This window comes from Aquimarina penaris (assembly GCF_040786285.1).
GTDB lineage: Bacteria > Bacteroidota > Bacteroidia > Flavobacteriales > Flavobacteriaceae > Aquimarina.
The window spans coordinates 350,234-374,841 of sequence record NZ_JBFMKQ010000003.1 but is presented as its reverse complement, the minus strand read 5'-3'; the positions used below and the strand labels follow the sequence as shown (position 1 = coordinate 374,841).

Here is a 24,608-nt window from a genome sequence, read left to right as displayed (position 1 = left end):
AATTTTGAGTTTTAATTTTAAATAAGTCCGTTATATTTTCTTGCAAACCATTCTATGGCGAGTAATAAAATAACAATTGCTAAAAGATATTTCCAATCTATTAAAGATACTACATTTTCCTTGCTTTTTTGTATCGCTTTATATCGCTGATCTTCAGACAAATCCTTAACCAAAGAATCTATTTGATCTAAATAATACGGCTTTCCTTTAGTATTAGTCGCAAGTTGTTTTAATTTTGTTACATCTGCATTAAGATATTGTTGTTCTACATTATATTCAAGAACAGTAAAACTACCTGAACGAGAGATATTCTCACCAGACACTGTAACCGTATAGTCATAATTGCCAGCCGATATATTGCTCAAATCTACTTCGTATGAATTATTTTTCAATATCATAGGAATCGTTTGTGTAGCTTCGGTGTCTTTATTTTTAATCGTAATTCTTAAGCTTCCTCTTCTATCGAATTCATAATTTTTTGTAAAATATTCTGCATTAATTTTAATACTGGCATTACCATAATAAAAAGACTCTGAAATGGTATTTAAACGGCTTTTGCGCTTGTTTGAAGCGAGATACTGAATTAGTTTTCCGAAGAAATCATCAAAGTCCTCGAAACTTTTTGCATTTAAATAATTTTGTGCTCTCCACCTCCATAATCCTTCACCAAATAACACTGCCTCTCTTATACCATCTTGTTCTACGGTAACTAAAAGAGGTTCATCTGTTTCTATATTGCTTATTGTGCGATACAGCAAGGGGTCATAACTAGTGTTAAGCTTAATCTCTCCAAAGTTTCCTGTTAATGGAGGGTAGCTCTCAAAACCAATATCATCAAAAAGAAATGTTCCGTAATTACTATTAAATCTTGGGATATAATATTCGGTTTGTCTAGTTATCTCCTGACTATATTTACTTTGTATTTTATTGAGAAAATACCAATCTGTTCTTGAACCCGTAATCGTGAAATAATTTTTTCTAAGTGAATTCAACTTTTCATAGACTCCTCGAAATCTCGTATTGGGTTGGTATAAAACAATAAGTTGATAATCGTCAAGGTTTAGATTTTTTGTGTCTGCTGGTTTACTGATGGTAATACTCCTTCTCTCATTACTTTCTACACTTTTTTTAATCGAACCTAAATCAGGATGAACAATATCACTAATCAATAAAACATTGGTCTTTTGATCTATTACTTCTACCGCAAAGGTTTTATTATTATTAATTGTGTTTTTTTCATTCTCTAACGGAATCAATCGAGCGGTATATTGCATAACACCAGCTCTATTGGCTTGTAATGTAAAATTTACAACCTTTGAATTATTGTTAAGTGAAAAAGAAACTGGATGAGAATACACAATGCTATTTCCTGATGTAACCTCTAATCTGGTATTTACATTTTTATTACCAGAATATGTGAGAATAACCTCTACCGGAAATTTATTTTTCAGGTATGCATACCTATTAATATTAAGCTGCTGAATTTTGGTATCTAAAACTGCCGTGGTATCACCTGAAACAACAGGAAAAACACTTTGTTTATATCCTATACTACTAAATTGATAATCCTTACCATAGGTCTGATTTCCATCTGTGATTAATACAACAGGAGCGACAGCACTTTTATAAACTTGATTTAGATCTCCTAACGCTTTTGATATATTAGTTTGTTTTTGATCAAAGGAAAACTTTAATGAATCATTTAATGCAGAAGAAAAAGAGTAATAGTTTATATTAAACCTATCATTTAGGGCATCGTTCTCTTGTATTTTCGTAATAAACTCAGTAATATTCTGATCCTGATCAAGATGTTTTATTGATAGAGAATTATCTATAGCAACCACAAGTTTTGGTTTCTCTGTAAAGATTTTTTTTTGTTTAAATGTTGGGTTAATTAATAATAACAGCAATGTAAAAACACTAAGAAAACGCAAAAAAGCAAAGAAAAAAGTATTCTTTTTCCTTTGCTTTGCTTTATACAAATATTGAAATAATGCTACTATCAATGCGATAATAAAAGCAGCTATAATCAATAGTATAGTTTGTGTTTGCATTCTATAAATTAGGTTAGCATTCCCCCATCTACATTAAGCACTTGTCCGGTAACATATGTACTTAAATCACTAGCAAGATATAAGCAGGCATTTGCTATATCTTCTGGAGTTCCTCCTCTTTTTAACGGAATTGCATTTCTCCATCCATCAACTACTTTTTCATCTAATTTAGCTGTCATTTCGGTTTCAATAAAACCAGGAGCAACAACATTGCTTCTAATATTTCTTGACCCTAGCTCTAAGGCTACAGATTTAGAAAAACCAATAATCCCAGCTTTTGAAGCTGCATAGTTAGACTGACCAGCATTTCCTTTTACACCAACAACAGAGCTCATATTAATGATACTACCCTTACGTTGTTTTAGCATAGTTCTTTGAACAGCCTTAGTCATATTAAAAACACTTTTCAAATTTACTTCTATGACTTTATCAAAATCTTCTTCGCTCATGCGCATTAAAAGATTGTCCTTAGTGATACCCGCATTATTGACTAAAATATCTATACTACCAAAAGTATCTAGAACATCTTTTGCCAACTCTTGAGCTTGATCATAACTTGCTGCATTACTTTGATACCCCTTTGCTTTTACACCCACATCATTCAATTCTTTTTCTAATGCTGTTGCTGCCTCGACAGAAGAACTATATGTAAAAGCTATATTAGCGCCATGCTGCGCAAAAATCTGTGCTATCCCCTTTCCTATACCACGAGTGGCTCCTGTGATGATAGCTGTTTTACCTTGTAAAAGATTCATTCGTTTTGTGTTATTTTTTGGTATGTGTTGAATAATAAATCAAATATAAGAATTACAAATAGGTGACCAACAATAAACCCTGCGATTTCTCACAGGGTTTATAAAGAAAATATACGGTCTCTTTATAATTTAATATTCTCGTTTTTCTTCTCATAATTAAAAAGATAATCAATATCCATCTCTTTAACTACTCCTAACTTGGATAGAGCATTCATATCTACATCTTTCTTATTACCAATGACCAAAATGTTATATGTTTCGCCTTTAATGTTTTGATCAAAGAACGATTTAAGATCTGCTAGAGTCATGTCCTTTATAGTGTTATACATTTCCTCACGATTATCATAGTCAATTCCTCTTTTCTTAAGGCTTTCGTATGACCAAAATATATTAGATTTTGTAATCCGTTTTGCAGCAATCTTTTTTAACGTTGCTTCTTTTGCCTGATTAAACTGTTGCTCAGCCTCGGGCATATTTGTCATTAAATCCATCATTGCATCTACCGCTTGAGGCATTTTATTGGCTTGAGTACCAATGTAAGCATACAGGTAATTCGATTTACCTTTTTCTTTTGCATTACTATATTGAGAAAATGCCGAATATGCTAATGACTTGGATTCTCTTATTTCCTGAAACACAATTGAAGAGAGTCCGCTACCAAAATAAGTATTAAATAGACTTGAAGCCGCTAATTTCTTAGGATTAAACTCGGCCCCTTTGGCTAAGAAAAGCATTTCGCTTTGTACCATATCATAGTCTACAAAGTATACATTACCTCCCGTTTCTTTCTCTACATATTCTATTTTTTCGGGATAATCCTTTAGCTCTTTATTTATTTTATGATTTTTATCTAAAGAGGATACCGCTGCTTCTACATCTTTTCCGTAATAAAATACGCGATGTTTATAATTAACAAGGTCTTTTATGATCTTCACTAATTCTTCAGGATTAATAGCTTTCAATTCTTCAATGGTATATATATTACGTAATCTTGAATTCTCTCCATATTTACCATAATTCATTAATCCATTCCACATGATGTTATCCTTTTGGGTTTTACCATCTGTTCTACTTTTGGCAATTTTATCAACATACTTATTGTATGTATCCTGATTTGCTACTGCGTTTTGACACAAATGTTCTAATAAAAAAAGACCTTGATCGAGGTTTTCTTTTAGTCCAGAAACACCTATCTGGGTTATGTCTGAAGAGGAATTTACTGCATAACTTATTCCTAACTTATAAAACTCTTTTTTAAGATCTTCTGGGGAATATTTATTGGTACCCAAATAATCTAAGTAACCAGATGCTAGCGCAAGTTTTTTATCATTATCGCGCCCCATATCAAATATGATACTTAGATTAAACAAATCATTTTGTTCATTTTCTATATAAGAAATAGGGATACCACTAGTAGTTTTGGTCGTTTTAATAGCAGACTTATAATCCACAAACTTAGGTTGTAACGTTGGAGTTTCTGTTTTAAAGAACTCTTTAACAAATACCGATTCTTTATCTCTGTTAAGCTCTACTGGAGTTATTGCCGGGTTTTCTACTTTAATCACTTTTTTATCTTCTCCTTGGCGTTTGTATGTAAGTACATAATTGTCTTTATAAAAGGAATTTGCAAAATCTACGAGTTCTTGTTTAGAAATATTTTTTAATTCATCAAGAAATTCTATTCTATCTTTCCAGTCTTGATGATGAATAAATGCATTATAGTATGCCGAAGCTAAGGCTGTACTATTTTCATACTGTCTTGTTTGAGACAACTTTAGATCGTTAACTACCGCAGAGATCATCCAATCATCAAATTCTCCTTTTTTTAATTTTTCAATCTCACCAAGAATTAAATCTTTTACTTCATCTAGGGATTGTTCTTCTTTAGGACTTCCGTAGAAAGAATGAAAACCATAATCATTCTGGAACATAGGATAACACCCGGCATTTTGCACCAACTGCTTTTGATTTAAATTTAAATCAATAAGTCCTGCTTTACCATTGGTTAAAATCATATCTGCCAGCGCAAGTAACTTTTCTTCTTTTGTACCCATACCTTCCGATCGATATGCTATCGATACACTTTCTGCCGTTGGCCCAAAAACTTCTTTTTTTATAGGGGCAACAATAGGTTCTTCTTTTGGTAACTCTGGGTGAGAAACCTCTTTTTTCTTATAATGACCAAAAGCTTTATTAACTTTAGTAATGGTTTTATCAAAATCTATATCACCAACAAGTACGACCGCCATATTATTTGGCACATAATACTTGTCAAAATAGTTATGTATAGCCACCATTGAAGGATTTTTAAGATGCTCAGAAGTACCAATAGTTCTTTGTTGTCCATAGGGGTGGTTAGGAAATAGACCTTCCATCGTTGCAGAAAATAATTTTCTAGAGTCACTATCTTGAGATCTATTAAATTCTTCGTAAACAGCTTCTAATTCTGTGTGAAATAAACGCAATACTAACTGGCTAAAACGCTCGCTTTCTACAGTAAGCCATTTATCCAGTTCATTTACAGGTATTTTATTTTTGTAAACAGTCTCTTCATACCACGTATGTGCATTGGTCCCCTGTGCTCCTAAAGAGTTAATCATCTTATCATACTCATTCGAAATTGATATTTTTGAGGCTTCCTGAGAAACTTCATCAATTTTCTTATAAATTTCTTTCTTTTTTTCAGGATCTGATTCTAATTTATGCTTTTCATATAAATCAGAGATTTCCTTCAATAACACCGCCTCTTTTTCAAAGTCCAGCGTTCCTATCTCATCGGTACCTTTAAACACCATATGTTCTAGATAGTGTGCCAAACCTGTTGATTCTTTAGGGTCGTAATTAGACCCTGCTCGAACAGCTATATACGTTTGAATTTTTGGTTCTTCTTCATTCTTGGCCAGATATACTTTTAATCCATTATCTAAAGTATATAATCTTAAACCTGTAGGGTCATTGGTTACTGTTTCATAAGAAAATCCGGCTGCATCTGTATGCTGCTCAACCTTGATTTCTTTTGATGTGTTCGTTTGTGATGATGAATTTTTACAGTTGCTAAGTGTAATTACAAATAGCAATAGTAAAATTGATTTTATTAATTTCATAGACTGACTTTATTATAAATCTTTATATATGTAAATAAGTAATATTAATGTCAAAACTAACAATTATGTTACATTTTTTAGTAAAACTTTAACAGCTCTTCTAAATTCATAAAAAAGCCTCTCGAGTTAATTCAAGAGGCTTTTTTATATATCAAATAGACTCGTATTTATCCTAATACTTCTGCTACTTTCTTACCTATCTCTGCAGGCGAATCTACTACATGAATTCCACATTCTCTCATAATAGCTTTCTTAGCCGCTGCAGTATCTTCACTTCCTCCTACGATAGCACCAGCATGTCCCATTGTACGTCCTGCCGGAGCAGTTTCTCCTGCAATAAAACCAACAATTGGTTTAGAGGTTCCACTTTCTTTTATCCATCTTGCAGCATCTGCTTCTAATTGACCACCTATTTCACCAATCATGACAACGCATTTGGTTTCTGGATCATTAACTAACAATTCTACAGCTTCTTTAGTCGTAGTCCCTATAATTGGATCACCACCTATTCCAATCGCCGTAGTGATACCAAGTCCTTGTTTTACAACCTGATCTGCAGCTTCATATGTTAAAGTTCCCGATTTTGATACGATACCAACATTCCCTTTCTTAAATACAAATCCAGGCATAATACCAACCTTTGCTTCTCCCGGAGTAATAACACCTGGACAATTAGGGCCAATAAGTTTACAGTCTTTATTTTTAATGTAGTTAGAAGCTTTAATCATATCAGCCACAGGAATACCTTCAGTAATAGTAATAATCACTTTTATTCCTGCATCTGCAGCTTCCATAATTGCATCTGCAGCAAAAGCTGGTGGAACAAAAATAATCGTTGTATCTGCTCCTACTTGATCTACAGCTTCTTTAACCGTATTAAAAACTGGTTTATCCAAATGAGTTTGCCCTCCTTTTCCGGGAGTTACACCACCAACCACATTTGTACCATACTCTATCATTTGACCAGCATGAAAAGTACCTTCACTACCCGTAAAGCCCTGAACAATAATTTTTGAATCTTTATTTACTAAAACACTCATTGCGCTATGATTTTTATTTTTTTGAGTTCCAAAAGTACACTTTTGAACACTATAGTTAAAATGAAAAATAAAAAAAATACTTTTTATTTTTTTTTACTTATTTTGAGAGAAAAGACTTCATGCTTTCTGGAGTATTATCTCCTTGTTGACTAATTTGATATCCTTTATATAATTTGCTGTCTTTAAGCTCCCATATAGCTATAAAATGAGCAATAGCCACCTCTTTATCAGGGTCTTCTATTGTTTTTGCGAAATAGGTATACCGAATAGTAACCGTATCACCTTCTGCAATTAAATGACTAATCTCGCACCTAAAGGTCTCAAAAGACAAAGCCATCTCATTAAACATAGTTTTAATATCATCGAAGCCTCTCTTATTGAAACCAAAACTACTATTCCAATACAGTTCAATTTCAGGGTGCAAATATTTAGACAAGGCTTCAGAATCATGAATCAAATCTGTTTCATAAAAAGACCTAACTATATCCTTTGCTGTTTTACTCATTCTTTTTCAATTTTTCTATTAAATCAGGAATTTGCCTAATGGCGGCAATTTCTTTATACTTTTTTCTAAAATTATCAGCCGGAGTACCAAAATAACTTTTGTTACCTTCTAAAGACTTACTCACACCAGATTGTGCTGAAATAACTGCTTTGGCACCAATTGTAATACCACTAGTGATGCCAACTTGTCCCCACATCGTTACTTCATCTTCAACAATTACACATCCTGCGATACCAACCTGAGAAGCAATGAGGCATTTTTTTCCGATAACGGTATCATGTCCTATGTGCACCTGGTTATCGATTTTTGTTCCTTCTTTTATTGTAGTATCTCCTGTAACTCCTTTATCAATGGTGCAAGAAGTACCTATGTCTACATTATCCTCTATGACTACCCGGCCACCAGAAATTAATTTATCAAATCCTTCTGGTCTTTTCTTATAATAAAAGGCATCTCCTCCCAAAACGGTTCCAGAGTGTATCGTTACATTATTACCTATAATAGTATTATCGTATAGACTAACATTTGCATGAATGAGACAATCCTCTCCTATCTCTACGTTATTACCAATAAAAGCACCAGGTTGAACAACAGTTCTTTTTCCTATTTTGGAACTTGGAGAAACTATTGCACTAGCTTTTACGAAGGGTTTAAAGTATTTGGTTAGTGTATTAAAATCTCTAAATGGGTCATCAGAAATTAGTAACGCTTTTCCTTCGGGACATTCCACATTTTTATTAATCAATATCACCGTGGCAGCACTTTGTAAAGCCTTGTCATAATATTTAGGATGATCAACAAATACAATATCTCCTGGAGAAACCACATGAATTTCATTCATTCCCAATACAGGGAAATCTGAATCCCCTACATATTCTGACGAGATAATAGTAGCTATTTGTTCTAAAGTATGCGCTTGAGGAAATTTCATTATAAAATTTAAGAATACGACTATTCTTTGATTCGTTCTTTATAGGTTCCTTTTTCGGTTTCTACTTTGATTTTGTCTCCTTCATTAATAAATAAAGGAACCATAACCTCTGCTCCTGTTTCTACCGTAGCTGGTTTTGTGGCATTTGTTGCCGTGTTTCCTTTGACACCAGGCTCTGTTGCTGTTACTTCAAGAATTACACTTGCAGGCATTTCGACAGAAAGAGGCATTTGATCTTCAGAATTAATAATCACGGTTACCACTTCTCCTTCTTTTAACAAACCAGGAGCATCTAATGTAGATTTTTGAAGCGTTATTTGATTATAATCCTCTGTATTCATAAAATGAAACGTATCTCCCTCTGCATATAAATACTGAAACTTATGTGTTTCGACACGTACATCCTCAATTTTATGACCTGCAGAAAACGTATTATCAATTACTTTTCCGGTGGTAACGCTCTTTAACTTTGTACGCACAAAAGCAGGTCCTTTACCCGGTTTTACGTGCAAAAATTCAATTATTTTATAAATATCATGATTGTATTTGATACACAATCCGTTTCTAATATCACTAGTACTAGCCATTATATTATTATTCTTTTGTTATTAGTATTCTACTCTCTTCTTTACAAGACTTAGTTCGAGAAATATCCTTTCATAATACCCCTTTGAGAATTCTTTATAAATTCTAAAACCTCATCACGTTCGGGAGTCGCTTCCATCTCAGCTTCAATAATTGCAACAGCTTGAGAGTTATTATAATTTTGTTGATATAAAATACGGTATATATTCTGTATTTCTCTTATTTTTTCGGTTGTAAATCCTCTTCGACGTAACCCAATAGAGTTAATCCCAACATAAGACAAAGGTTCTCTAGCGGCCTTAACAAAAGGAGGTACATCTTTACGCACGAGTGATCCTCCGGTTACAAATGCGTGATTACCAATACTACAAAATTGTTGTACCGCTGCCATACCTGCTAAAACTACATAATCACCAACATTAATATGACCTGCCAATGTACTATTATTAGAAAATATACAATTATCACCAACAATACAATCATGGGCGATATGACAATACGCCATAATCCAGCAGTTCTTCCCCACCCTGGTTTTCATCTTATCCGTAGTTCCTCTATTGATGGTAACACACTCTCGAATAGTAGTATTATCTCCAATCTCGGTTACTGTATCTTCATCATTAAACTTTTTATCCTGAGGAGTGGCAGAAATTACTGCTCCCGGAAAAATACTACAGTTTTTTCCAATACGGGCTCCTTCCATTATTGTAACATTAGAGCCAATCCAGGTTCCTTCCCCGATAACTACGTTATTATGAATTGTAGTAAACGGTTCTATTACAACGTTTTTTGCAATTTTTGCTCCTGGATGAACATATGCTAAAGGTTGATTCATTAGCTAAATTTTATTTTATTAATAATAAAGAGTTGAGATGAAAGCTCATTTTCACCTCTCTTTTATACTTATTTTGATTTTACAATTTGTGCCATAAGCTCAGCTTCTGTCACCAATTTACCATTGGCATAGGCAAAAGCCTGCATATGACAAATACCTCTACGAATAGGGGTTATAAGTTCTAGTTTAAATATCAAAGTATCTCCTGGGACTACTTGCTGTTTAAACTTTACTTTATCTATTTTCATGAAATAGGTAAGGTAATTTTCTGGATCTGGCACTGTACTTAATGCTAGAATCCCTCCGGTCTGTGCCATAGCCTCTACCTGAAGTACCCCGGGCATAACTGGAGCCCCTGGAAAATGCCCCTCGAAGAAAGGCTCATTCATGGTTACATTTTTAAGACCGACTACATGTTTCTCTGACATCTCTAAAATCCTATCTATTAATAAAAACGGAGATCTATGTGGTAGCATATCCATGATTTTATTAATGTCCATTAACGGTTCTTTCGAAAGATCAAATTGAGGAACTTTATTACGTTTCTCTATTTTAATAATTTTTGAAATCTTTTTAGCAAATTGAGTATTTACAAAATGCCCTGGCTTATTAGCAATTATTTTTCCTCTAATCCTTGTTCCTATAAGCGCCAAATCTCCTACAACATCTAATAATTTATGACGCGCGGCCTCATTAGGATAATGCAATGTAAGATTATCTAATATTCCATTAGGTTTAATAGCTATAGAATCCTTACCAAAGGCCACTTTAAGTTTTTCCATGGTATTAGGACTTAACTCCTTATCTACATATACAATTGCGTTATTAAGATCACCTCCTTTTATCAAACCATGCTCTAATAACATTTCTAACTCGTGTAAAAAGCTAAACGTTCTGGCATCGGCGATTTCTTTTTTGAAATCAGAGAGATGTTTTAATGATGCATTTTGAGTTCCTAAAACCTTAGTCCCAAAATCAACCATGGTAGTCACCTGATATTCATCAGAAGGCATTACAATAATCTCGCTCCCAGATTCTTCATCTGTATAAGAAATAACATCTTTTACAATGTATTCTTCTCTTTCTGCCTCTTGCTCGACAATACCCGCTTCTTCGAGAGCTTCAATAAAAAACTTACTTGAACCATCCATGATAGGCGGTTCAGACGCATCTAATTCTATTAAAAGGTTGTCAATCTCTAAACCAACACATGCAGCAAGTACATGTTCTGAAGTTTGTATACTTACACCATTCTTCTCTAAGTTAGTACCCCTTTGTGTATTTACTACATAATTAGCATCAGCTTCAATAATTGGGTTTCCTTCGAGATCAACTCTACAAAATGCGTACCCATGATTCTCAGGAGCTGGTTTAAAAACTAGTGTTACTTCTTTTCCAGTATGTAATCCCACTCCTGTAAGTCTCACCTCTTTTTTAATGGTTCTTTGTTTACTCACAGCTACATTACTCATTGTTATTTATCTTTTTCTCTAGTTTATATATTTTATCAACAATTTTAGGAAGATTTTTAAAGTGCACATAGGATTTATTATAGTCAGAATATCCTAAAGCAGGAGATCCTTGAATTGCTTCTCCATCTTTTATATTTCTTCCAATACCGGATTGTGCTTGGATTCTTACTTTATCACCAATAACAAGGTGTCCGGCAATACCCACTTGTCCTCCAATTAAACAATGTTTTCCTATTTTAGTAGAACCTGCGATGCCAGTCTGTGCAGCGATTGCAGTGTGTTCCCCTATTTCTACATTATGAGCTATCTGGATTTGATTATCAAGCTTCACTCCTTTTCTTATTACGGTAGATCCTAAAGTCGCTCTATCTATAGTTGTACCAGCCCCAACATCGACATTATCTTCTATAATAACATTACCTGTTTGTGGTACTTTACTATACTCTCCTTTTTCATTTGGTGTAAATCCAAAACCATCTGCTCCCACTATTACTCCGCTATGGATTACACAATCATCACCTATAATGGTCTCAGAATATATTTTGGCTCCTGCAAAAACAACTACGTTGTTACCAATAGTAACATTATCACCGATATATACATTTGGAAAAATCTTAGCATTTTCTCCTATAATTACATTATCACCAAGATAAGAAAAGGCACCTAAATAAATGTTTTCTCCATATGTGGCAGTTTCTGAAATAAAACTAGGACTTTCTATTCCTGCTTTATTCATCTTTACCATATTATAGTATTCTAATAGTTGCGAGAACGCTTTATAAGCATCATCAACACGTATTAAAGTAGTCTTAATTGTGGATTCTGCCTCAAAAGTTTTATCAACTATGGTAATTGATGCATCTGTAGAATAAATGAATTGGGTATATTTAGGGTTTGCCAAAAAAGTCAATGAACCTTTAGTTCCTTCCTCTATTTTAGCTAACTTGGATACTTCTACGGTTTCATCTCCTTCGATTTCTCCGTTCAGGATACCTGCAATTTGTGTGGCTGTAAAAATCATTCTTGCAAAAGTATAAAAAATGTGTTAATCTTTGTGCTTTGGATAGCACATAAAATATTTAGTCACTGGTTTAGATAGGGCTTCTAAATTATATTCATCTGTGGCTTTAACAATATCTACGATTTTATTGGATTTATATAATATATTAATATTCTGTTTATTCTGGTGATATGCCTGATTTGAGATTTTTCCTTCAAATATAAAATAACGAGCTTCTTCACTCGAAATTTTATATTTCTCTTTAAATTTTTCGATGCGATTTTCTTTTTTATTTTTCTGAAAAGGCTTCTTTTTAATTTTTATTTTTAAAAGGTCTCTATCAATAATCATTGAACACAACTTACTAAGCACAAAATCCGTTGAATTAACCCATTCCTTCATTGCTAAAACTATATCATAATCATCTAGTCTCGAAAACATTGCTAAAACATCCGTTGTAAAGTTATCAGAGGTAATTTTGTTTTCTAAGAAAAAAGTTAATGCCCTACTGGCTGGTAACTTCTCCCCTTTTTCTACAAGTTCCTTAGCTCTTTGTAAAACTCTAATTAATAAACTTTCTGCTACTAAACTAGTTTTATGAAGATACACCTGCCAATACATCAATCGTCGTGCTAATAAAAACTTCTCAACAGAGTAAATACCTTTTTCTTCTATTACCAATTCATCATTTACAACGTTTAACATTGTAATAAGACGCTCACTATTAATATTACCTTCTGCTACCCCGGTATAAAAACTATCTCGTTTTAAATAGTCCAATCGATCCATGTCTAACTGACCAGATATGAGCTGATGTAGAAAGTTTCGGTGATACTCTCCTTTAAAAACTTGTATCGCAAGCGTTAAACTACCGTTAAAATCCTCGTTGATTTTTTCCATAAACATCAACGAAATTGACTCATGATTAACCTCATTTACGATACTATGTTCCATCGCATGCGAGAAAGGACCATGACCAATATCATGTAATAAAATAGCGATAAGCAAAGCTTGTTCTTCTTCTTCAGAAATGTTAACTCCCTTAAAACGAAGAACTCTCACCACTTTTTGCATCAAGTACATGCATCCAAGTGCATGATGAAAACGGGTATGATGTGCTCCAGGATATACCAAATATGAAAGACCCATTTGGGAAATACGTCGTAATCGCTGAAAATATCTATGCTCTATAAGATCAAAAATTAGTTCGTTGGGTATCGTAATAAAACCGTAAATTGGATCGTTTAATATTTTAAGCTTATTTCTTTTTTTCAAGTTTACTTTACTTTTACAGAAGCAAATATACATATATGACCATCATATAGAACATTTCTCAATAAATTTAAGTTATTGTTACCACTATAAATGAAGAAAATAAGTTACATTATTAAAATCACAAATTATAAAAATAGAATTGATGAGTAAAATAAAAATACTGTGGGTGGATGATGAAATTGATTTACTTAAACCACATATATTATTCTTAGAAAAGAAAAATTATGACGTAACAGAATGTCAAAGTGGTACTGAAGCTTTAGACATACTCGACGATAATAATTTTGACATCGTTTTTTTAGATGAAAACATGCCTGGTCTGTCTGGCATAGAAACACTTTCAGAAATTAAAGAAAAGAAAGATAGTCTCCCCGTTGTGATGATCACTAAAAGTGAAGAAGAATACATCATGGAAGAAGCTATCGGAAGTAAAATTGCCGATTATTTAATTAAACCTGTTAATCCAAATCAGATACTTCTTAGCCTGAAGAAAAATCTGGATAATTCTAGATTGGTATCAGAGAAAACAACATCTAATTATCAACAAGAATTTAGAAAAATAGCGATGGATATGGCTATGGTAAATTCTTTTGAAGAATGGTCAGAATTATATCAGAGATTGATTTATTGGGAATTACAACTGGAAGGTATTGAGGATACAGGAATGTTTGAGATTTTAGAATCTCAAAAAGTTGAAGCTAATTCTCAGTTTTGCAAATTTATAGATAAAAACTATCCAGATTGGTTTAGTGGCAAGGGTAATGCACCAGTAATGTCTCATACCCTATTCAAAGAAAAGATTATGCCCGAAATCAGCAAAAAACAACCCACATTATTGGTTGTGATAGATAATCTTCGTTATGATCAATGGAAATCATTTGAACCTATTGTAAATAACTATTATAAAAAAGAACAAGAAAGCTCTTATTATAGTATCCTACCTACCGCAACACAATATGCCAGAAATGCGATTTTCTCTGGGTTAATGCCTTCTGAAATGAAAAAAAGACATCCAGATTTATGGCTTGATGATACTGATGAAGGAGGGAAAAACATGCATGAGAATGATTTTTTAACTGCTCAATTACAACGACTAGGACTAAACATAAAACACGAATACTACAAAATTACTAATGAAAGATCTGGAAAGACTCTGGCAGCTAACTTCAAAGGGCTTAAGGATAATGATCTTACAGTAGTAGTATATAATTTTGTGGATATGCTTTCGCATAGTAAAACTGAAATGGAGGTTATAAAAGAATTAGCCTCTAATGATAAGTCATACAGATCATTAACCCAAAGTTGGTTTAAAAACTCTCCTTTGTTAGATATGATCCAACAAGCACAACAATTAGGGTTTAAACTACTTATCACCACCGATCATGGTACCATCAACGTAAAAAACCCATCTAAAGTAATAGGAGATAAAAATACAAGCCTTAACCTGCGTTATAAAACAGGAAAAAGCCTTACTTATGAAAGAAAAGAAGTTCTTGAAGCCATAGATCCAAAATCGGTACACTTACCTTCTATAAATATGAGTAGTTCTTTTATTTTTGCAAAAGGAGATTATTTCTTTGCATATCCTAATAACTACAACCATTATGTAAGTTATTACAGAAACACATATCAACATGGTGGTGTTTCATTAGAAGAAGTAGTGATCCCTTTTATAGTTTTAAACCCAAGATAAGCAAACTGTAGTATTTGAATTTTTGCGGGTTAAAGATATATAGTAAACAATGACAATAGAATACACACTAGAGGATCTTCCTAATGTGGCAAAACAGATAATCTCTATTGCTAAGAGTAAAATTTTACTCTTTGATGCCTCTATGGGAGCTGGTAAAACCACTTTGATAAAAGAAATATGCAAACAACTAGGAGTACATGATGTAATTTCTAGCCCAACCTATGCATTGGTTAATGAATATGAAAGCAACGATGGACCAATTTATCATTTTGATTTTTACAGAATTAACGATGTAGAAGAAGCATATCATATAGGTTTCGAAGAATATTTAGACTCAGAAGCATGGGTTTTTATAGAATGGCCAGATAAAGTATCAGGTCTTCTTCCCGAAGATGTTAGTACAATAAAAATCAATGTTTCTGAAGGAGAGAAAAGAATCCTTACCCATAATTAGGACATTTAAAAACTGACCCAATTTGTTTTCTTGGCTTTTTTATTCGTAATTTGAGTTACAGAATTTCACACAAATGAGCAAACCTAAATCTCCTTTTACCAAAGAGCAGCTGCTACCACAGGAGGAAATGATCGAAGTAGCACGTAAAAAAGGAAAACTCTTTATTGGGATTCCAAAAGAAACTAGTTATCAGGAAAAACGAGTATGTCTTACTCCAGATGCCGTTGCTGCTCTAACAGCACATGGACATAGAGTGCTATTAGAAACTAATGCTGGACTAGGGGCTAGTTTTACGGATCGTGATTATAGCGAAGCTGGTGCAGAGATTACTAATGATAAATCAAAGGTTTTTGGATGCCCAATAATCCTTAAAGTTGAACCTCCTTCGTTAGAAGAGTTAGAACATATTAATCCGCAAACCGTATTAATTTCTGCGCTACAGCTCAAAACGCAATCCAAAGAATATTTTAAAGCATTAGCAAAAAAAAGAATTACTGCCTTAGGGTTTGAATTTATACGTGATGCAGATGGGGCATATCCAGCCGTTAGGGCTTTAAGCGAAATTGCAGGTACAGCAGCTGTTCTTATCGCCTCAGAATTAATGAGCAGTGCAACTAAAGCAGGCTCTGGATTAATGATGGGAAATATTAGCGGTGTACCTCCTATAGAAGTTGTTATTCTGGGTGCTGGTACTGTTGGAGAATTTGCAGCGCGCTCTGCCATTGGTTTAGGTGCTAATGTAAAAATATTTGACAACTCTATTACCAAACTTCGATGTTTACAAACCAATGTAGGTAGACCATTGCACACTTCTACAATTCAACCAAAAAACCTAATCAAAGCATTACGCCGTTGTGATGTGGTAATAGGCGCAGTTAGAGGTAAAAATCGTGCTCCGATCATAGTTACAGAAACAATGATAGAGCGTATGAAAACTGGTGCCGTCATTATTGATGTTAGTATTGATATGGGAGGTTGTTTTGAAACCAGTGAAGTAACTTCTCATGATCACCCCACTTTTGAAAGACACGGAGTAGTGCATTATTGTGTTCCTAATATACCATCCCGATATGCAAGAACATCTTCTTTATCGATAAGTAATATTTTCACTCCTTATTTATTACAGATTGGTGATGAAGGTGGTATTGAAAATGCGGTACGGTTTGATCGAGGTCTAAAAAATGGATTATATTTCTATCATGGTATCTTGACCAGTAAGCCCATAGCAGATTGGTTTGATCTTTCTTATCGAGATATAAATTTGTTGATTTTATAAATAAGTCTCTAACCCCAAAGAGCAATAGCTTCAACGCCAAATTATCATCTTAACTCGTGCTTTTTTTCCTGAGAGAGAAAGAAAACTTTATTCCTTTTAAACTTTATTCCTTTTAAACTTTGCTACTTTGTAACTTTAATTCTCTGAAACTTTACTTACTTTTGACGGCATAATTTTATTCAGTTTATGAAACTTGCACAACGTTTATTCTATTACTTAGGTGGATTTGCAATTGGCCTCATTCTTTTATTCTTTTTCCTTGGCGGAAAAAAAACTTCTTGTGATTATAGTCCTTCTGCCAGGGTTCTAAAAAATATCAGAATAAAAGAGAGAGTATTCTCAAAACAAGCACAAGCCAACATGAACACCTACCAAATAGACACTGCTGATGTATCCTCTATACTAATAAAAGGTGATGTAGATTTTTCAAAAAGTAATACAAAATTAGATTCATGCAAAACATATTTTATCGAAGGATCTATTAATGAAAAAGCAATATCAATGTTTATTGAAAATTGTGATTCGATCGCTACGATTAACTCATTAGATATCGTTAAGTAGTTTCTATAAAATCAGGTTTAATTCAATTTCCTAAAAAGAATAAATCTTATAGTATCGGAAGTTCTACACAAACTACTGTACCCGTATCAAAATTAGAATCTATTTTTATAGAACCATTATTGTTTGATATTCTTTGTTTTATACTTTTTAAGCCGACTCCGTAATTACTCTTTTTAATATCAAAACCTCTACCATTATCTTCAATTATCATATTCACCCTATTACTTTTTTCATATATCATCATATTTATTGATATTTCAGTCGCATTTGCATGTTTATTTATATTGGTTATCAACTCTTGAGTAATTCTGTAAATGGTTAACTGTAAACTCTCTGGTATCTCATTTAGCTCTTTTTCGGGGTGAATGTAATATTTGAGTTCTACATCTTTATGTGCAGAAAACTCTATAAATTCTTTCACTAAATCTGTAAAGTAAAGATGATGAATATTTTTAGGCATTAAATCATGTGAAATTGAACGAATTTCATCGTACGTCTGATCTACATTGGTTATTATTTGTTTTAATTCAGAAGGTGATCCACTCTTCATTTGCTCTAATCTAATTCTAATAGCTGCTAAATTCCCTCCAATACCATCATGAAGATCTTTAGAAACCCTTTCTCTTTCTTTATTCTGACCATCCAGATAAGCTCTAATTTTCTGCAATTTATGAGTATCTAATAGGTTACTTATTTTTTCTTCATTTAGCTCTTCCTGGTGCGAAAACAGAAGTTTTTGGCTTTTCAACCGTTGTTTGTATAAAAACAATATGACACATAATAATACCACTAACACAACGGCAACAATTATATATAACCTTTGTACTAATACTACCTCTTTTTGACGAGCAATTTCTATTTCTTTTTTAGATGTTTCATACTTAGCTTCAATTTCAAATATTTTCTTATTCTGCTCTATCTTATATAAACTATCAATTGCATTTCTATATTTGCGAATATATCGTCGAACATTTTTCATATCGGATTGTAATGCATATGCAAACATCATATTATTTGCTACCGTAGAAAGTGTTTGATAATTTCCTGTTTTCTCTGCTAGTGCCTCAGATTCTTTTAAATAAATAAGTTCTTTTTCATAATCCTTTTCTTTATGAAAAATCACTGATAAATTAGTCAATACCATACTATACAAATTCAGGTAACCAGATGTTTTGGTTGCATTTCGTGCTTCAATAAAGTATTCTTTAGCCTTTTCATATTCTTTTAATTGGTAATGTAGTGCTCCCAAATTTATGAGCATACTACAAATGTTATAATTGTCCTTCTCCTTTCTGTATAAGTCCAAACTTCTTAAAAGATTAGCTTTTCCAGCTTCATAATTCTTATTACTATACTGAAGTAATCCAAGAGAATTATATGCCGCAGCCAATAAGTCATTTGACTTTGCTTCTTCGACAATAATTTTCAAATATTGCTCTGCTTCATCGAAATCTCCTAATTCTCTATGAATTTCTGAAAGCTTATAATATAGTTTGTGTTTGTGTTTTTGATCGGTATTATTTTCTACTTTTTGCAAAGCTTCAAAAATTAAATTTACCATTCTTTCTTGATCACCGCGAATGCTATTTAATTGACTCATACCTATTACCGAAAAGGCAAACAAAGTATCGCTTTCTACGGTTCTGCTAATATCAAGAGCTTTGTCATAAAACACTATTGCAGAATCTGATTTGGCTAAATCCTCATAAGCCGTAGCTAATTTTACATAACTACTCACCAAATAAACACTGTTTTTAGATTTCAGACTATACTTGAGCATCTTGCGGGCATGTTGCAATGCTTTATCAGATGATTCATTCTCAATACTATCAAATTGTCTTTCTAGACTCTTGAAATAATCATGCTGTTGTCCGTAAAAAAGAAAAGTAAATAATAAAAAGAATAAGGTAATGACAGATCGTAGAAGATAATTCATTATAAACAAGAGGGGTTATTTAACTTAACGGTATGCTATGAGCAATATACAAAATGTTTATAATAAGAAAATGATGAAAAATATTTTTAGCCAAAATGACCTACAAAACTAATCATATGCTGAACCCTCATCACAAAATGTATTACATAAAGACAAGTTTTTGATCATTTCACACTCATAATAACCTCTTACTCATTACCCAAAAGTCAAATTCTTGTTTTCCTATGCTAAAGGGGTGTTCCCCAACTATTTCATAATCACTTCGCTCATAAAATGCAATTGCTCTTTCATTATCTTTTAAGGCAGACAACCAAAGATTCGTATTACCACTCCCCCGAGCTTCATCAAAAATCATTTGTTGTAATTTATTCCCGATACCTTGAGAGGCATAGCTTTTAAGAAAATAGATTCTCTGAAGCTTACAAACAGTAGTATTAGCATCAATAAACTTGGATGGAGCATTTAACTGTAGCTTAGCATATCCTATTGGCAGATCATCGTCAAGAACAAGCCAATATACATTGTTGGGTTTTTGTATACTTTTTGTTATTTTAGGTACAGAAAATGTGTGATCCAAATATGCTATAAGATCCTTTCGATCATGAAAAAGATGTCCAAAGGACTCATCAAAAGTTTTCTTTCCCAAAAATGAGATGCTTTTGGCATCTTCTTCAATCACTCGTCTAATATTTATCATTTGCAATTATTCTAATAATTCACGCTATCATACTCCATATATTCAGCGGTTCTATCGGCAACTTTTTCACCGTGTAACATGTTTACAATATGAAAAGACAAATCTATTCCTGCAGAAATACCTCCTGATGTATATATTTTTCCAGCGTTCACAAACCTCTTAGACTCTTGTGGTTTACCGGTCGGAACTATCTCTTTCATATTTTCATACACTTGATGATGGGTACAATATGGTTTATTATCAAGTTCTCCTAGTACTCCTAAAAGTCTCGAACCCGAACAAATACTTAGGGTCAACTCTGTCTCTTTGTGTGTTTTTTTCAGCCAACTCAATACATCCTTATCCTGGATCAATTTTTTTGTTCCCTCTCCCCCGGCTATAATTAAAATATCAATTTTTGGCGCGTTCTCAAAACTATACTGCGGATTGACCGACAAACCATTTACAGCAGAAACAGGCTCTAAATTTTTTGCTACACAAAAAACATTAAACAATTCATGATTATGTATTTCAGAACTTACAGAAAAAACCTCAAATGGGCCTGCAAAATCTAAAACCTCGGCATTATCAAAAATTAGTATTCCAACGTTTCTTTTCATTTGTTTCTTTATTTAAATATCATTATAAACTTCTACAAAACTAATTGTAGTTCCTAAACTACACATCTTTCTGTTAGGTGTTTTTCACTGCAAATCTTATTTATGTAAAGCTACATAGTTCATCACTGCTTCAGGAACTTCAACTCCTTCAGGTAAATCATCATCCGAGATAGCATCATAAGCCACTTGCTTGATTGGCACAACTCCTGCCCATATTGGTAATTTATGGTCTTCAGTTTCATCACTTACTCCTTCTGCCCTAATTTTAGCAGACGCCACATCCATACTAATTTCTAACACCAAAGTGGCATTGAATTCCTTATCATTAGGATGTCTCACATTATCCCAATGTTCTGGAACCATATGATTTAAGATGTATTTCAAGGCTTCCATTTTTTCTTTTGGTTCCTCTACTTTTTTCACTTTTCCAAAAACATTTACAGATCGATAATTGGCAGAATGATGAAAAGCAGATCTCGCCAGGACTAAACCATCTAAGTGCGTAACCGAAATGCTAGCCTCTCCTGCATCAAGCAAGCTTAATATCATACGGTTCTTTAACGAACCATGAATATAAATCTTGTCGTCTTTTCTTGCATATGCCATTGGAATTACGATTGCCTTATTATCCCAAACATACCCAACATGACATAAAAATGCATCATCTAAGATTGTATTGATCATGTCTACATCGTAATTTGCCCGTTTTGGTCCTCGAACCACTTTATTTAATGCCGAAACTGTATACTCTGCCATAACTATATTTATATTAATTGAATATTTAGATATAGTTTCCTCTCCCAAAAGAGAGGAAACTAAACTTCGAAATAATACTAAAGCAATACATCTTAAATAAAAACTTCTTTTTTATTTCTAATCCAAAAGTACTAGTTTTATGGGTTGTTATAGTAATCCAGTTTTTAAATAAGCAATAGTCCAGTTATGTTTCCTTTTAAAAATAACATTCTTCTAGATCGTAAAGCAAATCGCAACCTGTATCTTCAACTATGTGATCAGATCATTGGTCATATAAAATCCGGAAAACTCGCTCCATCCACTAAGCTTCTTGGATCAAGAAAAATGGCAGAAGACCTTGATATTCATCGTAAAACGGTTATAGCTGCCTATGACGAGCTTATTTCGCAAGGTTGGATAGAAACTATACCTGCAAAAGGAACTTATGTTACCAGTACATTACCTATAATTCGTAAGCAACGTTTTGATCAAAATCCATCTAATATTACCGTAAAACATAAAAGTGGATTTTCATTTATAACACGTGCTCATTTAATGCGTAAAACAACAACAAACATCAGACAAGATGTACTTAAAATTGATGATGGTGTTCCCGATAATCGGCTTGCTCCTATAGAAGAAATCGCAAGAATCTATCGTAATATCACAAAAAAAACGCATCATAAAAAGTTATTGGCCTACGACTCAATATACGGAAACTTAGCTCTTAGAAAAGCACTCGTTACCTACCTTAACCAAACGAGAGGATTACATATTTCTATTGATAATATTTTAATTACCCGGGGTAGCCAGATGGGAATCTATCTTGCAAGTCAACTTATACTTAAAAATAAAAAAAAGATTATTGTGGGTAAAACCAATTATATGACTGCCGATAATACATTTAAAGAAGCAGGTGGTGACATTGAGCAAGTGCCAGTAGACGAACAAGGCATGAATACTTTTGCTATAGAACAACTTTGCAAGGCAAAAAAAATAGACGCAGTATATGTAACTTCTCATCATCATCATCCAACAACAGTAACTCTTTCTGCCGAGCGACGTATGCATTTATTACAATTAGCGCAGGAGTATAATTTTGCAATTATCGAGGATGATTATGATTATGATTTTCATTATAGCAATGCTCCTATCCTACCGTTGGCAAGTAATGATTATAATGGAAATGTAATTTACATCGGTGGATTTACCAAGATTATTGCCCCGGCGATGAGAATAGGGTATTTAGTTGCACCCTCAGATTTTGTAGACGAAGCTGCCAGACTACGTCGTATAATCGATAGACAAGGTGATATGATACTAGAACAAACATTAGCCCAAATGATTACCTCTGGAGATGTGCAACGACATTGCAATAAAGCTTTGAAAACCTATAAAATTCGAAGAGATTTGTTCTGTTCTTTACTACAAGAAAAGTTAGGAAATTATTTTGAGTTTGACATTCCAAAAGGTGGAATGGCAGTATGGATAAAACTAAACAAGAACTACCACTGGGACGATGTTTATAATGAAGCCAAAAAAAATAATCTCGAACTCAACCCCGAATGGCAACGTTATGACAATGATAATTCTGGTCACAACGGAATTAGATTAGGTTTTGCTTCTTTACATGAAGAGGAGATCGTAACCGTCATTGAAAAATTGGAAAAAACCTTGCGTAATTTAAAAACATAAAAACCGTTTTATTCTACTTTTTTTTAGCTACAAAGTAATGATCTTTCCACATATAAGTTTCTTTATTAATCACCTCTAACAATTCGAAACCAGACATGTCTAAAAAAAGTTTAATCTCATCCTTGGTAAACGCCCTTACCACAGAATGATCTTTTCCCAGAGACTGAAATACACCTTCTTTCTTCTCAAAATATTCTGAACTCCAATCCCATGTCCACCCCGTTTTAAGATTCTTTTTTGAAGTACTTATTCTTTTATAATTATTAATAGTGGTTTCTTTTTGACTCTCATCAAAATTACCGAAAAGTGCAGAAGCATCAATAGCATCAAATATCAAAACTCCTTGATCTTTTAAATTTCTAGCGATATTTCTATAGCTCGCGAGCACTTCTTCATTTCTTGTCAAATAACTAATTGTTCTTCCGGTAATCAATGCACAATCAAATTTTTTATCAGCTTCAAAAGTTTTTAAGTCACCCAAAACAAAATTGTCTTGTGGTAAGTTTTTTTTAGCAATATCTAACATTTCCTGATTCAAATCCACTCCCAAATAACGATAACCCGAGTCTAAAAACAGTTTGGCTAGATTGCCCGTTCCGCAACCATATTCTATAATTTCTTTAGAAGAAAACCTTTGTAAAGTAGCAGTATAAAAATCAAATTCTTGTTCATAATCAAAAAGACTCTGATACATTTCATGATAGATAGTACTTAAGCTTTTGTATAGATTCATTGATTATTAATTTGTGTTCGTCCTAAAATAACCAAAATCCTGTATAAGAACAAGGTCTATTTCATCTATAAACACATCTCGAATGTTATTTGATAATTAAATCGTATTTGGATAAAAGTCCTATAAGTGTGGATGCATCAAATCTAGCTTTTTTAAGCCTGTTAGATTCTGGATCAATCACAAAGTTTTTTGCAGTTCTAAAATCGACTTTTTCTGCCATTGTATTGCTAAATATTGCATTCGTTAAGTCACAATTATCAAAAACAGAACCTGCAAGGTTGGCTTCGGTAAAATCTGCTTCTTTAACACTACAATTGCTAAATCTGGTATTTTTTATTACAAAATTTTGGAAAGAAGTATACTCCAAATTACAGGTGTCAAATTCTACCGAAAACATAAAATCATTACAGACACTAAAGTCTGCTCCCAACATTTTACACTCCACAAAAACTACTTCCTGAAACGATGTTTCTTTCATCATTGTTGAACTAAAATTACAATTCTCGAATCTACATTCTAAAAAAGTAACAACAGACATATCTGTATTTGAAAAATCACAATTGATAAAGACACAATTATCATATTCTTTGGCCGATAGTTTTTGGCCCGAAAAATTTTGATTTTCAAAAGATTGATCTATGACTGGAGTATTCATTAGGTATATTTTTTGAGC

General features: G+C 33.1%; 22 protein-coding genes. 5 read left to right on the top strand and 17 right to left on the bottom strand.

The features are described 5' to 3' along the window. Window positions 1-17: 17 nt before the first annotated feature. The 11 genes from ABW637_RS15450 to ABW637_RS15400 form a co-directional block, all read right to left on the bottom strand. Complete coding sequence (locus ABW637_RS15450) at window positions 18-2,054, bottom strand: VWA domain-containing protein (protein WP_367585620.1); 2,037 nt, start codon at window positions 2,052-2,054, stop codon at window positions 18-20. A gap of 8 nt (window positions 2,055-2,062) precedes the next feature. After that, a complete protein-coding gene (gene fabG, locus ABW637_RS15445) occupies window positions 2,063-2,809 on the bottom strand; it encodes a 3-oxoacyl-[acyl-carrier-protein] reductase (protein ID WP_367585619.1) in 747 nt (248 codons plus the stop codon). Window positions 2,810-2,931: 122 nt separating this feature from the next. Continuing rightward, a complete protein-coding gene (locus ABW637_RS15440) occupies window positions 2,932-5,913 on the bottom strand; it encodes a M16 family metallopeptidase (protein WP_367585618.1) in 2,982 nt (993 codons plus the stop codon). 167 nt (window positions 5,914-6,080) lie between these two features. After that, the gene (gene sucD, locus ABW637_RS15435) at window positions 6,081-6,953 is read right to left on the bottom strand and encodes a succinate--CoA ligase subunit alpha (RefSeq protein ID WP_367585617.1); all 873 of its coding nucleotides are present in this window, start codon (window positions 6,951-6,953) and stop codon (window positions 6,081-6,083) included. A 97-nt stretch (window positions 6,954-7,050) separates the two neighbouring features. After that, window positions 7,051-7,458 (bottom strand): nuclear transport factor 2 family protein, encoded by a 408-nt coding sequence (locus ABW637_RS15430; RefSeq protein ID WP_367585616.1) that lies wholly within the window; start codon window positions 7,456-7,458, stop codon window positions 7,051-7,053. After that, the gene (locus ABW637_RS15425; protein ID WP_367585615.1) at window positions 7,451-8,389 is read right to left on the bottom strand and encodes a UDP-3-O-(3-hydroxymyristoyl)glucosamine N-acyltransferase; all 939 of its coding nucleotides are present in this window, start codon (window positions 8,387-8,389) and stop codon (window positions 7,451-7,453) included. Before ABW637_RS15425 ends, ABW637_RS15430 begins: the two co-directional genes overlap by 8 nt. A gap of 20 nt (window positions 8,390-8,409) precedes the next feature. After that, a complete protein-coding gene (gene efp / locus ABW637_RS15420) occupies window positions 8,410-8,976 on the bottom strand; it encodes an elongation factor P (RefSeq protein WP_367585614.1) in 567 nt (188 codons plus the stop codon). A 50-nt stretch (window positions 8,977-9,026) separates the two neighbouring features. Continuing rightward, window positions 9,027-9,809 (bottom strand): acyl-ACP--UDP-N-acetylglucosamine O-acyltransferase, encoded by a 783-nt coding sequence (lpxA, locus tag ABW637_RS15415; RefSeq protein WP_367585613.1) that lies wholly within the window; start codon window positions 9,807-9,809, stop codon window positions 9,027-9,029. A 68-nt stretch (window positions 9,810-9,877) separates the two neighbouring features. Then, window positions 9,878-11,281 carry a bifunctional UDP-3-O-[3-hydroxymyristoyl] N-acetylglucosamine deacetylase/3-hydroxyacyl-ACP dehydratase gene (locus ABW637_RS15410; RefSeq protein WP_367585612.1) on the bottom strand — a complete coding sequence of 468 codons (1,404 nt, stop codon included), beginning with the start codon at window positions 11,279-11,281 and terminating at the stop codon, window positions 9,878-9,880. Next, entirely contained in the window at window positions 11,274-12,302 is a 1,029-nt protein-coding gene (lpxD, locus tag ABW637_RS15405; protein WP_367585611.1) for a UDP-3-O-(3-hydroxymyristoyl)glucosamine N-acyltransferase, read from the bottom strand. The genes ABW637_RS15410 and lpxD overlap by 8 nt, the downstream gene beginning before the upstream one ends. 24 nt (window positions 12,303-12,326) lie before the next feature. Further along, on the bottom strand, window positions 12,327-13,556 hold the full coding sequence (locus ABW637_RS15400) for an HD domain-containing protein (RefSeq protein ID WP_367585610.1): 1,230 nt from the start codon (window positions 13,554-13,556) through the stop codon (window positions 12,327-12,329). A 142-nt stretch (window positions 13,557-13,698) separates the two neighbouring features. Between ABW637_RS15400 and porX the strand changes: the two genes are divergently transcribed. The 4 genes from porX to ABW637_RS15380 all read left to right on the top strand — a co-directional run bounded on the left by porX (window position 13,699) and on the right by ABW637_RS15380 (window position 17,540). Beyond that, entirely contained in the window at window positions 13,699-15,249 is a 1,551-nt protein-coding gene (gene porX / locus ABW637_RS15395; protein ID WP_367585609.1) for a T9SS response regulator signal transducer PorX, read from the top strand. Window positions 15,250-15,298: 49 nt separating this feature from the next. Continuing rightward, entirely contained in the window at window positions 15,299-15,703 is a 405-nt protein-coding gene (tsaE, locus tag ABW637_RS15390) for a tRNA (adenosine(37)-N6)-threonylcarbamoyltransferase complex ATPase subunit type 1 TsaE (RefSeq protein ID WP_367585608.1), read from the top strand. Window positions 15,704-15,776: 73 nt separating this feature from the next. After that, a complete protein-coding gene (locus ABW637_RS15385) occupies window positions 15,777-16,979 on the top strand; it encodes an alanine dehydrogenase (protein WP_367585607.1) in 1,203 nt (400 codons plus the stop codon). 186 nt (window positions 16,980-17,165) lie between these two features. Then, complete coding sequence (locus ABW637_RS15380; RefSeq protein ID WP_367585606.1) at window positions 17,166-17,540, top strand: hypothetical protein; 375 nt, start codon at window positions 17,166-17,168, stop codon at window positions 17,538-17,540. A gap of 46 nt (window positions 17,541-17,586) precedes the next feature. On the opposite strand, the gene ABW637_RS15375 is transcribed toward ABW637_RS15380, so the two are convergent. From ABW637_RS15375 to ABW637_RS15360, 4 genes are all read right to left on the bottom strand, one after another. After that, the gene (locus ABW637_RS15375; RefSeq protein WP_367585605.1) at window positions 17,587-19,476 is read right to left on the bottom strand and encodes a tetratricopeptide repeat-containing sensor histidine kinase; all 1,890 of its coding nucleotides are present in this window, start codon (window positions 19,474-19,476) and stop codon (window positions 17,587-17,589) included. Between the two features lie 175 nt (window positions 19,477-19,651). Next, window positions 19,652-20,173, bottom strand: coding sequence for a GNAT family N-acetyltransferase (locus ABW637_RS15370; protein WP_367585604.1), 522 nt, complete (start codon window positions 20,171-20,173; stop codon window positions 19,652-19,654). Between the two features lie 11 nt (window positions 20,174-20,184). Further along, on the bottom strand, window positions 20,185-20,772 hold the full coding sequence (locus ABW637_RS15365; RefSeq protein WP_367585603.1) for a DJ-1/PfpI family protein: 588 nt from the start codon (window positions 20,770-20,772) through the stop codon (window positions 20,185-20,187). Window positions 20,773-20,868: 96 nt separating this feature from the next. Further along, on the bottom strand, window positions 20,869-21,528 hold the full coding sequence (locus ABW637_RS15360) for a pyridoxamine 5'-phosphate oxidase family protein (RefSeq protein ID WP_367585602.1): 660 nt from the start codon (window positions 21,526-21,528) through the stop codon (window positions 20,869-20,871). 186 nt (window positions 21,529-21,714) lie between these two features. Between ABW637_RS15360 and pdxR the strand changes: the two genes are divergently transcribed. Beyond that, window positions 21,715-23,202: a MocR-like pyridoxine biosynthesis transcription factor PdxR gene (gene pdxR / locus ABW637_RS15355; protein ID WP_367585601.1), complete on the top strand. Its 1,488-nt coding sequence runs from the start codon at window positions 21,715-21,717 to the stop codon at window positions 23,200-23,202. A gap of 13 nt (window positions 23,203-23,215) precedes the next feature. On the opposite strand, the gene ABW637_RS15350 is transcribed toward pdxR, so the two are convergent. Together ABW637_RS15350 and ABW637_RS15345 are read right to left on the bottom strand one after the other, a co-directional pair. Beyond that, window positions 23,216-23,935: a class I SAM-dependent DNA methyltransferase gene (locus ABW637_RS15350; RefSeq protein WP_367585600.1), complete on the bottom strand. Its 720-nt coding sequence runs from the start codon at window positions 23,933-23,935 to the stop codon at window positions 23,216-23,218. Window positions 23,936-24,020: 85 nt separating this feature from the next. After that, window positions 24,021-24,590: a pentapeptide repeat-containing protein gene (locus ABW637_RS15345; RefSeq protein WP_367585599.1), complete on the bottom strand. Its 570-nt coding sequence runs from the start codon at window positions 24,588-24,590 to the stop codon at window positions 24,021-24,023. Window positions 24,591-24,608 lie beyond the last annotated feature (18 nt).

Excerpts from the sequence above, each read along its gene's own strand:
- ABW637_RS15450 (WP_367585620.1), bottom strand. The coding sequence starts at position 2,054 with ATGCAAACACAAACTATACTATTGATTATAGCTGCTTTTATTATCGCA.
- fabG (WP_367585619.1), bottom strand. The coding sequence starts at position 2,809 with ATGAATCTTTTACAAGGTAAAACAGCTATCATCACAGGAGCCACTCGT.
- ABW637_RS15440 (WP_367585618.1), bottom strand. The coding sequence starts at position 5,913 with ATGAAATTAATAAAATCAATTTTACTATTGCTATTTGTAATTACACTT.
- sucD (WP_367585617.1), bottom strand. The coding sequence starts at position 6,953 with ATGAGTGTTTTAGTAAATAAAGATTCAAAAATTATTGTTCAGGGCTTT.
- ABW637_RS15430 (WP_367585616.1), bottom strand. The coding sequence starts at position 7,458 with ATGAGTAAAACAGCAAAGGATATAGTTAGGTCTTTTTATGAAACAGAT.
- ABW637_RS15425 (WP_367585615.1), bottom strand. The coding sequence starts at position 8,389 with ATGAAATTTCCTCAAGCGCATACTTTAGAACAAATAGCTACTATTATC.
- efp (WP_367585614.1), bottom strand. The coding sequence starts at position 8,976 with ATGGCTAGTACTAGTGATATTAGAAACGGATTGTGTATCAAATACAAT.
- lpxA (WP_367585613.1), bottom strand. The coding sequence starts at position 9,809 with ATGAATCAACCTTTAGCATATGTTCATCCAGGAGCAAAAATTGCAAAA.
- ABW637_RS15410 (WP_367585612.1), bottom strand. The coding sequence starts at position 11,281 with ATGAGTAATGTAGCTGTGAGTAAACAAAGAACCATTAAAAAAGAGGTG.
- lpxD (WP_367585611.1), bottom strand. The coding sequence starts at position 12,302 with ATGATTTTTACAGCCACACAAATTGCAGGTATCCTGAACGGAGAAATC.
- porX (WP_367585609.1), top strand. The coding sequence starts at position 13,699 with ATGAGTAAAATAAAAATACTGTGGGTGGATGATGAAATTGATTTACTT.
- tsaE (WP_367585608.1), top strand. The coding sequence starts at position 15,299 with ATGACAATAGAATACACACTAGAGGATCTTCCTAATGTGGCAAAACAG.
- ABW637_RS15385 (WP_367585607.1), top strand. The coding sequence starts at position 15,777 with ATGAGCAAACCTAAATCTCCTTTTACCAAAGAGCAGCTGCTACCACAG.
- ABW637_RS15380 (WP_367585606.1), top strand. The coding sequence starts at position 17,166 with ATGAAACTTGCACAACGTTTATTCTATTACTTAGGTGGATTTGCAATT.
- ABW637_RS15375 (WP_367585605.1), bottom strand. The coding sequence starts at position 19,476 with ATGAATTATCTTCTACGATCTGTCATTACCTTATTCTTTTTATTATTT.
- ABW637_RS15370 (WP_367585604.1), bottom strand. The coding sequence starts at position 20,173 with ATGATAAATATTAGACGAGTGATTGAAGAAGATGCCAAAAGCATCTCA.
- ABW637_RS15365 (WP_367585603.1), bottom strand. The coding sequence starts at position 20,772 with ATGAAAAGAAACGTTGGAATACTAATTTTTGATAATGCCGAGGTTTTA.
- ABW637_RS15360 (WP_367585602.1), bottom strand. The coding sequence starts at position 21,528 with ATGGCAGAGTATACAGTTTCGGCATTAAATAAAGTGGTTCGAGGACCA.
- pdxR (WP_367585601.1), top strand. The coding sequence starts at position 21,715 with ATGTTTCCTTTTAAAAATAACATTCTTCTAGATCGTAAAGCAAATCGC.
- ABW637_RS15350 (WP_367585600.1), bottom strand. The coding sequence starts at position 23,935 with ATGAATCTATACAAAAGCTTAAGTACTATCTATCATGAAATGTATCAG.
- ABW637_RS15345 (WP_367585599.1), bottom strand. The coding sequence starts at position 24,590 with ATGAATACTCCAGTCATAGATCAATCTTTTGAAAATCAAAATTTTTCG.